An 11,656-nucleotide genomic window follows, 5' to 3' on the forward strand; every position below is an offset into this window, starting at 1 on the left:
CACGTATTAATAGTATAGAAAAAGAGTTGCATTCAAGTTACAGATCAAGGATCGGTGCAATTTACATCATGATGCCACCGTCAACATGAAGGACGGTTCCATTTACATAATTAGATTCATCTGACGCCAAATACAAGTATGCATTTGCGATATCAGACGGATTGCCTAGACGTTTTAAAGGGATCGTTGCTTTCATTTTTTCAATTACTTTATCAGGCACTTTAGCCACCATTCCCGTTTCAATAAAACCAGGCGCTACTGCATTCACATTTATTCCCTTGCCACCATACTCTTTCGCCCACGTTTTTGTCATACCTACTACTCCTGCTTTTGTTGCAGCATAGTTTGCTTGGCCTACATTTCCATAAACACCAGAAACACTAGAAGTATTAATAATCTTTCCATTCCCCTGCTCAACCATTTTACTGACAACAGCCTGTGTACAATAAAAAACGCCAGTTAAATTCACATCAATAACTCTTTGCCATGCTTTTGGTGTCATCTTGTGTGTCATTGCATCAGCTGTAATTCCTGCGTTATTCACAAGGATGTTTACTGTGCTATAAGTCTCTAAAGCTTTATCAACTAATTTTGTCACACTCTCTTGATCTGCAACATTAACCTTCTGAAAGATAGCATCTCCACCAAGGGCAGTTACTTCATTAAGAACTTTCCCGCCTGCTTCTTCATCAAAATCGGCAATGACCACCTTGGCACCTTCTCTTACAAAGGTCAAAACCGTCTCTCTACCAATTCCATTCCCTCCACCTGTAACTATTGCGACTTTATCTCTTAAACGCATTTTAGTTCCCCTTTCTACTTTAAGCTGTTAGAAAAAATTTTTTTTTACTCAAGTTATTCTCATCGATTAATCATTCTAGGATCAAAAAATTTTCAACCTCTTTTTTCAACAGTTCTAGATCATCGATTAATGGAGAGTGCCCGCAACCTTTTAAATAAACAACCTTAGCTCCCTCTCCAAAATCTTCAATAATTTCTTTTGTCATTTTTTCAGTTACGACTAAATCATTTTCACCCCATAATACAAGGGTTGGTAAAGTGATTTCCTTAACTTTTCCGTTGCCTTCGGTCAATCCGTTATGGACATCGCTTATATTGAATGTGTTAAGCGCATGGTAAACATCTGTTACGTTTTTTTGCGTCAACATATCTTCTAGATATTGATTATATAAATATTCTGAAGGTTTTTTTTGAGTGTAAATAACGGCATTCCATAACGCTTTTAGAAACTCTTTATTACCTGTTTCATAAGCATTAACAACTGGAAGTGACTTTACTGGATCTTGTTCAATCTCTTCTCTCGTCTTTAAACGAGTTACTTCTCCAAAATGATTTACTTGCAAAAACGGATAACCTCTTGTCGAAGCAGAAGCTAGTAAAATTAGATTATTGACACGGTCCGGATAATCAATGGCTAGCTGCATGGAAACCGCTCCACCAGTTGACCATCCCATAACAGAAAACCTATCTAAACCGATACTATCGACAAATAGTTTTACATCATCGGTAAAATCTTGAATAGAGTTTATCCGCTGATGATAACTAGAACCACCAAACCCTCTCATATCAACTGCATAGACTTTAAACCTATCATCCAATGCATCTATAAGTAAGTCCCAATGCTTTGACGAAGTCATATTTCCATGAATCAGTAATAGCTTTTCTTCTCCTCCGATTCGCTCACGATAGGAAATTGTTTCACCATTTTCAAGTAAAATTGATTGTAAAGTTACTTTTGCCAATGTGAGTACCTCCTTTTTATTAGCCCCAGCGGATCGTTGTTGCTCCCCAGGCATAACCAATTCCAGCGCTTACGAGAACAACTAGGTCACCCTTCTTAATCTTCCCTTGTTCAAGGGCCAGTTCTATGGAAAGGATTTGATCAATTTGCCCCATATGACCATAATGATCTAAATAAATTGACTGCTCATCTCGTAAATTTAACTCTTTTAACACATAGTCATGAGCGGAGCGCTTCATATGCAAGATAGCTAAGTAATCAATCTCAGCTTCAGTTAATTTACTACTTTTTAAAGATTTTCTAATTACTTTTAAGAAGTTTTTCATCGATTTATCTTCGAGACGCTCTTTCATTCCTTTGGGGTCAAGAACATCTAAATAGTTTAGACGGTTTTCAATCGCTTCCCCAGTTATAGGATGCTTTGTGCCACCTGCAACGACAACAACATCTTCTGAAAAAGAACCATCCGTCATTAACGACGTTTCTAACAGTTCATTATCATTAAACCCTTTTTGAAGGATGATGGCTCCACCTCCCGCAGAAAGGTTATACATAAACCTCGTTCTGGGATTTTCATAATCGATAAAATCTAAATTTCGGTACCCACCGGCAAGAAGAACCGTACGAATGGAAGGGTCAGAGTTCATCATTCCCTTTGCCACTTTCAAAGCCATCACAGTTGTGCTACAACGAAGGGCCACATCAAAGGCCCATGCATTAACCGCTCCAATCTCTTGCTGTAGCTTAATACCTGCTGTCCAAAGCGGATACTCTTTATGTTCTTCACCAATATAAATAATTAAATCAATATCAAGAGGATCAATAGCTGCCTTTTTTAACGCCTTTTCGGCTGCAAAAACTCCCATCTGGCAGGTGTGATCATTAGGACCTGGAATTGTTTTCTCGCGAATGCCCATTTTCGTTTCAACTACATCCTCGGGAATACCTGACAAACTAGCAATCTCGCTACTAGTCATGCGATGGTCAGGGATATAAACTCCAGTACTAACAATCCCAATTTTCTCTCGTTCTTCTAGCATCTTTCCATCACTCTCCAATCACACCCTTGATATAACTGAAAACTTCCTCTAAGGTTGCATAAGCAGCCTCTTCATCCGTTTGAACATGCTTCACTTTTATCCGTACTTGATTTTCCTGCTCTTGACATTCATTTAATGCAGTATGAACTCTAATCACGAATGACACCACCTGAGACTGAGCCTCCATAAACGTATCTCTCCTTTAACCTACATCCTGGGTGAAGTTTTTATTTTTAGCAGGTGGTTGTGGTTTTGATTTATTCGCTTTTTTCATTTGTCTCTTTACCCACCAACTTTGCGTCGTTCCTACAATTCCTTTCGGGAAGAACATTACTACTAAAATGAAGACTGTACCTAATAGAATGACCCAACGTTCAAAAATCCAGTGGACACTTGCTAAATCCATTAATCCATGACGAGCATATTCAATTAGAGCTGCTCCAACAATCGCTCCAAATAAGGTACCAACTCCACCAATGATCGTAATCAAAAGGGCATCAAGGGTTAGTTCCGTTGCAAAAACAGCAGTATTTACAAATCGTAAGCTCATAGCGTACAAAATTCCCGCTAAACCTGCCACAATACCAGCAATTACATTGGCTGTAATTTTATAATGCATAACCCGGTAGCCAAGAGACTCAACACGTGGTTCATTTTCTCTAATAGCCTGTAAGACTCTCCCCATCGGCGACTGAGTAAAACGCTCCAAGAATAGGAACACAATAACCATAAATACTAAAGCCACGATATAAAAGGTAACGCGATCACGAAGTATTTCTGGAATTGCAAACGTAAACCCGTCATTTCCCATCGTTAACGAGCGCCACTTTTCCGCTGCTACTAAAAATAGAGCGGCTACTGCTAAGGTCAACATCGCAAAAAAGTGAGCCTTTAATCGAAGGGTTAATAAACCTACTAAAAAGCTGACGATGCCAGTAAAAATAATCGTTACAACAATCGCTAATAGCAACACTGGAACACTAGGGCCAAATGCCTTTAAACAAATCGCAACTGTATAAGCACCTATACCAAAAAACATTGCATGACCAAAAGAAACGATTCCGGTATAGCCTAAAAGCAAGTCATAGCTCATTGCAAATACAGCAAAGATAAAGATTTTTGTTAACATAATTAACATACTTCGTGAGTCAGTGACGAACGGGAGGAAGAGTAAGCCAATCGTAAGTACTGAAAAAGTCAGTTTAAATTTTGATAGTTGTTTCAGTCGGCTCATTTTAACGCCTCCTTCATTCCCATAATTCCTGATGGTTTAAATATTAATATAGCTAACATGAGTAGGAAATTAACTGCTAAAGCAATTTCCGGTAGGAAGTAAGCTGCATAAGAACCTAATAAACCAACCAGTAGTGCTGCAATCATTGAGCCAAGAACACTCCCCATTCCACCGATAACAACAACTATGAATGCTAAAATCCCATACTCTAAGCCTATTTCTGCGTAAATAACCCCAGAATAAGGACCAAAAAGCATTCCTCCTAAACCAGCCATTCCAGCCCCAAGGATAAAGACGAATAAGAATACCTTCCGAATGTTAATTCCTAACGCTTGCACCATTTCTTTATCCATCACACCTGCTCTAACTACAAGCCCAAGCTTTGTTCGGTTTAATAAGAATAATAGACTACCAAAAACAAGTAACCCAACGAAAATAATAAAAATTCTATATTTAATTAAGAATACATCGCCAATTTCCCAGCTACCTCGAAGCCATTCTGGCGCACGAGCATGAATGATATTAGGTCCCCAAACAACCTTTACAAGCTCACTTAATACAAGCATTGCTCCTAATGTAATCAAAATTTGCTGAATATGATTTCCATACACTGGTTTTACAATAAATCTCTCTAATAAATATCCTAAAATACAACAAGTAATAATTGCCGCTATAATTCCAACCAAAAAGCTTCCCGAACTTGTATACACCCAAATCCCTGCATATGCTCCCCATAAAAATAAAGCACCGTGAGCGAAATTCAACACGTCCATTAAACCAAAAATAAGTGTTAAACCTGCTGCAAGTAAAAAAATAAGCATCCCTGTTGCCAAACCATTGACCGTAATATTAATGAGCATTTCCATTTCCTTCACCTACTTTCACGATTCATTTAAGCAATTCCTAAATATTTCCGTTTTAACTCTTCATTATGCTTTAATTCACCCATTACCCCATTATGGACGGAATGCCCATCATCAATAATATAAAAGCAATCACCGATTGTACTTGCCATCATGAAGTTTTGTTCTACAAGAACGACTGTCGTTTTGTCTTTCATTTGATTAATCGAATCCATGACCTTCTCCACGATAATTGGCGCTAACCCTTTACTCGGTTCGTCAATAAGGAGCATGTCATTATCGTTTATATAAGCTCTAGCAATTGATAACATTTGCTTTTGGCCACCACTTAAGTGTCCACCATTCTTCTTCCAGAATTGCTTTAAATCAGGAAACAAGTCTAAAATCCAATCCATTCGCTCCAGTGTTGCATCATCTTTTTTCTTCATGGCAACCTTCATATTTTCTTCAACAGTTAAGGCACCGAATATCCCTTGATCCTCAGGAACATAACCAATTCCGGCGTTGGCAATTTTGTGTGTCGGCCAGTCTCCAATTGAGTTATCTTTAAAAGTGATACTTCCAGAAGTAATTGGATTTAGTCCCATAATTGATCTTAATGTTGTCGTTTTCCCTGCTCCGTTTCTTCCTAGTAGTACCGTTACTTCTCCTTGCTTTACTTCAAATGAAACCCCTTGTAAAATGTGATATTGCTGAATGTACGTATGAATGTTATCTACTTTAAGAAGCGTCATCGTGTAACCCTCCTAAATAAGCTTTTTGAACTTGCTCATTTTTCATGATCTCTTTCGGCTCTCCATCAGCCAGTAGTTTCCCATGAAACAAAACCATAATGCTGTCTGATAAGTCGAGGATCATATCCATCTTGTGCTCGATCAATACAATTGTCCGCTTTCTTTCATCACGGATCGCCCTAATGACATCTAAAATCATTGGTACTTCTTCTAACGACATTCCTGCCGTTGGTTCATCTAGGAGTAGTACTTCCGTTTCTAAGGCAAGTAGCATCGCAATTTCTAACTTGCGCTTTTCACCATGGGCTAAGTTTACAGCCAATTCTTTCTCTTTATTTTCAAGCTTCACTGTTCTTAAATACTCCGTTGCTTTTTCATTAATTTCATTTAATCTACTAAAATGGGAAAACATATTATAGAAGACTTTCATTTGAGATTGAACTGCTAGTCGAACGTTCTCATGACAAGTTAGATGTGGAAATACATTTGTTATCTGGAACGATCTTCCAATCCCAAGTCTTGTCCGCTGAGTCGGAGACATCTTCGTAATATCTTTCCCTTTAAAAAACACTTGCCCTTTTGTAGGTTTTAATTGGCCACTGATCATGTTAAAGAACGTTGTTTTTCCAGCACCATTTGGACCAATAATAGACTTTAGCATATTACGTTCAATTTCAATATTTACTTCACTTACAGCTACATGCCCCCCAAAAGCGATTGTTAATTGTTTTGTTTCTAATATCGTATCCACCGTCTCACCTCTTTTACTTTTTTTGTCCTCCAACCCTCTAGAAGGTTACAATTTTTTCAAAATAACGGAACGGGTGTCCTTCACTTTCTCATCTTTTTAAAAAAGAGGAGCACGTTTTTTACATTCGCGCTCCACCTTATTTTTTTAATATAGAAGAAAAGTCTTTAAATGCCTTGAACTACTTTCATTACCTATTGTTCATTATTTCTGGCGCTGACTCTTCTGGTGACAGTTCACGCAACAATACTGGAACTGGATAGTCAAACTCATCCGTTTTTTCTAATCTAATTGCATACATCGTTTGCAACGCTTGATGATCTTCAGGACGAAATGTCATTGGACCTTTCGGTGTATCGAAAGTCATTCCTTCCATTGCAGTGATTAACGTTTCTGTATCTAAATTCCCATTTGTTTTTTCAAGTGCCGCTACAATGGCCATTGCCGAAGCAAAACCACCTGGCGTAAATAAATCTGGCATTTCACCATTATGACGTTTTTGGTGTTCTGCAACTAACCAATCATTTACTTCGTTGTCTGGTAAGCTATGATGATAAACCGTGAAACCTTCCATTCCAATCATGTCTTCCATCGTACGAAGTGCCGCAATATCAGGTGCTCCCGTAGATAGCTTAATCCCTCTTTCCTGTACTCTCATGTCTTCTAATTGTCCCCATGGACTATTAGCTCCTGCCCAAATAACGAATAAATAGTCAGGCTCTGCATTAATAATACGTTGGATGTTCGAAGAGAAGTCAACACCTGCTGGATCTGCAAATTCTTCATGCATTAATTCAGCGCCTAGAGCTTCCGCAGCTTTTTTGAATGCGGCAACTCCATCTCTACCGAAAGCGAAATCTTGTGCTAGTGTTGCGATTTTCACTCCTGGCTTTGCAATGGCTGCGGCACCTGCAACAGCGTCTTGAGAAGAACTTCTTCCTGTTCGGAAAATATATTTATTCCAGTTTGAACCTGTAATACTATCCGCAACTGCCGGTTCTACAACCATAATCTTTTTGTATTCTTCCAATAAAGGTAAAACAGCTAATGTATCCCCAGATGAAGATGAACCAACGATAAAATCAACCTTGTGATCTTCTAGCAATCTTGTAGCTTTTTGAACCGCTACATCGGGTTGCGTTTCGGTATCTTCAATTACGAATTCAATTCTCTTTCCGGCAACTTCCATCGTCCCGCCAGTTGCATAGTCTAATCCTAATTCAAAGCCTTTAATCGTTTGAGCACCATATGCTTCAAGTGCTCCAGTCACTGACGTTAATAAGCCAATTTTAACTACTTCTAATTCCTTCTTCTCTTCAGGAGCAGGTGGCGTTGTCTTTGGTGGATTTTCATTTGATGCTTCATTACTTCCCGTATCGCTAGAGCTACAAGCCGCCAACGTTAATACAGCAATTAATGCGATAAAGAAGCCAAGCCAAATTTTTTTCAATCTCATTTTAAATCCCCCTTTTTTTCGTTTATTGAATTTCATAATTCCGTATTATCGCCATTTAGTTTGATATAACTCATTTTTGGAATTTATGAAATTCACTCATTTACAGTATCATTGATAAAAGTTACAAATTAGTTACAAATTTGAATAATAATTACAACTGTTCTTATTCTAACCTCCTATGAGTATTCTTTTCTTTCTATTCAAACTATACAAACGGTTAGTTACAACTTAGTTACAAAATCTATCTTGAGTTTCGAAAAGAAAACAGTACATCCATTAAGACATACTGGTCAATTCAACTTTGCTGTTTTCTTTAATTTTTTTATACAATTGCTTCGTCGCTTCAATAGGCTCTACACCGAGTTCCTCTTGAAGTTGTTTACAACATCTTTCATAAATACGAAGGGCATATGTTCTGTTATTCTTTTTATGATAGGAATACATTAAAATGCGATATGCTTCTTCCCAACATACATCTTTGAGAAGAATAGCTTCGCTCCAGTAAATAGCATCATCGTACAAATTATTTTCTATATATAGTTGTGATAATCGTTCTGCCCCACGTAAAAACAAGACAAGTAGTCTTTCCCTCTCTTCTAAACACCAATCGTCGTAACGTCTGCTAGGTAGATAGTCACCTTCGTAAAGGGTTAAACCTTGGATTAAAATCTCAATGGCTTCCTTTTCCCCTTGTTCTCTTAATCCTTTTTCTATTGTTGTTTCAAAGGTTTCGGCATCCACTTCGAACACCGCCTCTTTATTTATTCCATATAAAGAGTCTTCTCGTTGAATAAAGAAAGGGTTACTTCGAACTTGCCGTTTTGGTTCAATCGCTTTATTGAGGGCGTTAAGCGCCACTTTAAAATCTCTTTGTGCAGCTTCCTCATCAAGATCATTCCATAGTAATGCTAAAATTTCTCCTTTTGGAAACATTTTAGTCTTGTTAGTCACTAATAATTGGAAAAGTTCTTTCGCTTTTTCTCGTTTCCAACTTCTATCATGAACTTTGTCATTGCCTAACCAAACTTGAAAATCACCCAAAGTTTTTACCTTTATTGAATAACCAGGATGAAATGATAAGTTCTCAAGTCCAAGTTTTTCAAGAAAACGTGTGGAATTAGTTATTCCTAATTGTCTTGCTTCAATTAGCATTGGAATGATAATTTGCAGATCTTTCGGACCAAATAGTGTTTTTTTAGTTAAAAAGAAATCATAATCATCTACAAATTGTAAAAATTTTTCTATATCTACTTGAAAGTCTGGCCAATTACCCTGATCCATTGCTAGCTTTGCCTGCCAAAAGAATGTAACTGTAAGTCCAAACTTTCCACTACACATGTCAAAGCCTTTTGAAGCCTCGTCTAGTAAAAGCTTTGCTTCCTCTAACTTCTTACAATAGATAGCAGCAATACTATGAGATAAGTAAACAAAGGAGGCTAACCATTGATCCTTCACCCGATTAGGTTCTTCCAATGCCATTAAAGACATTTTTTGCGCCATTTCGTAATTTCCTAATCTTCCGTAAAGGACTGTTAATCCCATGTAAGCTTCAGACTTCCCCCTAGACATATTAATTTTATCCATTAATCCAAGAGCAGTTTCATAGCATTGGATCGCTAAATCATGATTGTATTTTCCGTTTAATTGAACTATATGACCCATACGTATCCAGCCACAAGCTTCAACAAATGGCGACTTCCTTAACGTCCCACGTAATATGGCACGTTCTGCCAATCTCTTTCCCTTATCCAATTCCCCCATAAACGAACAAATAATAGATAGAATTAAATCTGTTTCTCGGTGGGATCGAGATAGATAGTTTTCATTTGCTTCGAATTCATTAGCCTCTTCTAAGATCACTTTTGCCTGTTGAAGTTCGCCTATGCGTAAAAAATAACGAGATTGTAATTCAACCTTAGTGAAGTCTTCTTTTACTGCTTTACATTTAATGAGCCACTGCAATGCCTCTTGCATTTTTCCCAGGTTAACCAAGTTTTCTGCCATTAAACTATAAAGTTGTAGTTGTCGATCTGGATTTCCCTGTTCTTCCTCCATTAGTTTGATTGCCTGACTTAAATGACTATCTGCCTTTGCTGGTTGAATCGTATCTAAATAAATCTTTGCTTTACCTTCTTGCGCCAAGCTCCCTGCTAGGAAATCTTGTTTAAATTCTGCTAATTCTTCAAGCTGACGATAACAAGAAAGCGCTTTCTCGTAGTGACAAAAATAACGGTTTATTTCTCCTTCAATAAACCATAGTCTGATATATTCCATTTTCACATTTACTGATAGTCGATCAAACATTTTAGATACTGCCTCTATCTTTCCTTGCTGCAATAAAATTTGGCCATAGCTATCTAAGATTGCGCCAATCTTTCTATTCTCTTCAATTTTTTGATAATGATAGATCGCCCGTTCATAATTTTCATTTTCAAAAAAATATTTTGCGGCACGATCTTGATTTTCATAAAAAAGAGCTTCATCGTAACGTAATTGTTTAATTAAAAAATCTTTAAACAAAGGGTGATATCGATACTGCTCTGTACCTATTGGAATAATAAATAAATTTTGTGAAAGTAGGTTTGCTACCATCTGATGTGAGTCTTTGCGGTTAAGAATGGCGTTACAGAATGGAATATTAAACTCTCCAAAAATGCATGTCGATAATAAAAACTGCCGCATCTTATCAGGCTGTTTTGAAAACACCTCCATCGCTAAATAACGGAAAAGTTCTTCTAGCGATCTAATATTTAAATGCTCTTTCACTTCTAGATCGCCTGTAATTTTAAACTGCTGCCAAATCATTTGGATTGCAATAATCCATCCTTCTGTTAATTCGTAAACGTAGTTGACTTGCGATTCAATTAACTCTAGGTTATAGAAGTCTGCAAAAAGAACTTCAATTTCCTCTTTCGTAAAAGCCAAATCATTTTCAGTTATTTCTAGCAACTCACCATGGACCAACAACCTTGTCAAAACGTCCCATGTTGGGCGTATTCTACCACATAACACGAGATGTACACTTTTCGGTAGATATTGAATGACTATACTTAACCATTTAATACTCGTACTCGATGCTTCTAAATAATGAATATCATCAAGAACAATAATGACATCCTCGTTCATTGCCACTAATTCATTGATAAATTCTGAACAGAGTAATTCCACTTCGCCTTCCAAACTGTCAATATCTTCATTTAATACAAAATCCAGTAATCTATTACAAAAAGATGGTGAAGATACTTGTACCGCATAAATCATATGTACAAGAAATGAAACGAAATTGTCCTCTTGTTTGGACAGTGTATACCAACAAAATTTTCCCTGCTGGTATTCTAAATAAGAGGCAATGGATGAACTCTTTCCATACCCTGGACCAGAATGAATCAATGTAATTGGTACTTCTAGAATACTTCTCATTTTCTTAATTAACATCGGGCGGTAAAGATTAGTATTTTTTATAAGAGGTGGAATAAATTTAGTTTTTATTAAGGGATACTTTTTCAGCACCAAACATCACCCTTTATACTGAATTTTTGTAAAATTCCATATTTTATATTTATTTTAGCATAGGTCATAAGTTGACTGGTAATTTTAACCCTTAAAAAAAGCGTAAGCACCCTGATTAGCCCCGACAAGCAAATGTTCTGCCAAGCAACTTCTTAAGTAAACATCCTGCAAGCTTTGCGACGAGTAACCGCAGGAGCATGGAAGTGTGCTTTTTTCACTTTTTATCTAAGAAAAAGCGAGATCCTTTTTCCTCGGCAGGTTATTTGACCTCGAGGGGCTGGGTGCTGGAGCTAGACTAACAAAAAAAGA

General features: G+C 37.3%; 10 protein-coding genes. All 10 read right to left on the bottom strand.

Annotation, left to right across the window (positions count from 1 at the left end; genetic code table 11):
* Nucleotides 1–61 precede the first annotated feature (61 nt).
* The 10 genes from fabG to ACK4M9_RS16920 all read right to left on the bottom strand — a co-directional run bounded on the left by fabG (nucleotide 62) and on the right by ACK4M9_RS16920 (nucleotide 11,347).
* Entirely contained in the window at nucleotides 62–802 is a 741-nt protein-coding gene (fabG, locus tag ACK4M9_RS16875) for a 3-oxoacyl-ACP reductase FabG (protein WP_409853073.1), read from the bottom strand.
* Between the two features lie 70 nt (nucleotides 803–872).
* Nucleotides 873–1,763 carry an intracellular short-chain-length polyhydroxyalkanoate depolymerase gene (phaZ, locus tag ACK4M9_RS16880; protein ID WP_409853075.1) on the bottom strand — a complete coding sequence of 297 codons (891 nt, stop codon included), beginning with the start codon at nucleotides 1,761–1,763 and terminating at the stop codon, nucleotides 873–875.
* 19 nt (nucleotides 1,764–1,782) lie between these two features.
* Nucleotides 1,783–2,802, bottom strand: a complete 1,020-nt coding sequence (locus ACK4M9_RS16885; RefSeq protein ID WP_409853078.1) for a 3-oxoacyl-ACP synthase — start codon at nucleotides 2,800–2,802, stop codon at nucleotides 1,783–1,785.
* Nucleotides 2,803–2,809: 7 nt separating this feature from the next.
* The gene (locus ACK4M9_RS16890) at nucleotides 2,810–2,959 is read right to left on the bottom strand and encodes a hypothetical protein (protein ID WP_409853081.1); all 150 of its coding nucleotides are present in this window, start codon (nucleotides 2,957–2,959) and stop codon (nucleotides 2,810–2,812) included.
* A 45-nt stretch (nucleotides 2,960–3,004) separates the two neighbouring features.
* On the bottom strand, nucleotides 3,005–4,036 hold the full coding sequence (locus ACK4M9_RS16895) for a branched-chain amino acid ABC transporter permease (protein ID WP_409853083.1): 1,032 nt from the start codon (nucleotides 4,034–4,036) through the stop codon (nucleotides 3,005–3,007).
* Nucleotides 4,033–4,902, bottom strand: a complete 870-nt coding sequence (locus ACK4M9_RS16900) for a branched-chain amino acid ABC transporter permease (protein ID WP_409853086.1) — start codon at nucleotides 4,900–4,902, stop codon at nucleotides 4,033–4,035. The genes ACK4M9_RS16895 and ACK4M9_RS16900 overlap by 4 nt, the downstream gene beginning before the upstream one ends.
* Before the next feature lie 26 nt (nucleotides 4,903–4,928).
* Complete coding sequence (locus ACK4M9_RS16905; RefSeq protein WP_409853088.1) at nucleotides 4,929–5,633, bottom strand: ABC transporter ATP-binding protein; 705 nt, start codon at nucleotides 5,631–5,633, stop codon at nucleotides 4,929–4,931.
* The gene (locus ACK4M9_RS16910; RefSeq protein WP_409853091.1) at nucleotides 5,620–6,384 is read right to left on the bottom strand and encodes an ABC transporter ATP-binding protein; all 765 of its coding nucleotides are present in this window, start codon (nucleotides 6,382–6,384) and stop codon (nucleotides 5,620–5,622) included. The genes ACK4M9_RS16905 and ACK4M9_RS16910 overlap by 14 nt, the downstream gene beginning before the upstream one ends.
* 187 nt (nucleotides 6,385–6,571) lie before the next feature.
* Nucleotides 6,572–7,837, bottom strand: a complete 1,266-nt coding sequence (locus tag ACK4M9_RS16915) for a substrate-binding domain-containing protein (protein WP_409853094.1) — start codon at nucleotides 7,835–7,837, stop codon at nucleotides 6,572–6,574.
* A 276-nt stretch (nucleotides 7,838–8,113) separates the two neighbouring features.
* Nucleotides 8,114–11,347, bottom strand: a complete 3,234-nt coding sequence (locus ACK4M9_RS16920; RefSeq protein ID WP_409853097.1) for a winged helix-turn-helix domain-containing protein — start codon at nucleotides 11,345–11,347, stop codon at nucleotides 8,114–8,116.
* Nucleotides 11,348–11,656: the final 309 nt, after the last annotated feature.

Source organism: Anaerobacillus sp. (genome assembly GCF_046314235.1).
GTDB lineage: Bacteria > Bacillota > Bacilli > Bacillales > Anaerobacillaceae > Anaerobacillus.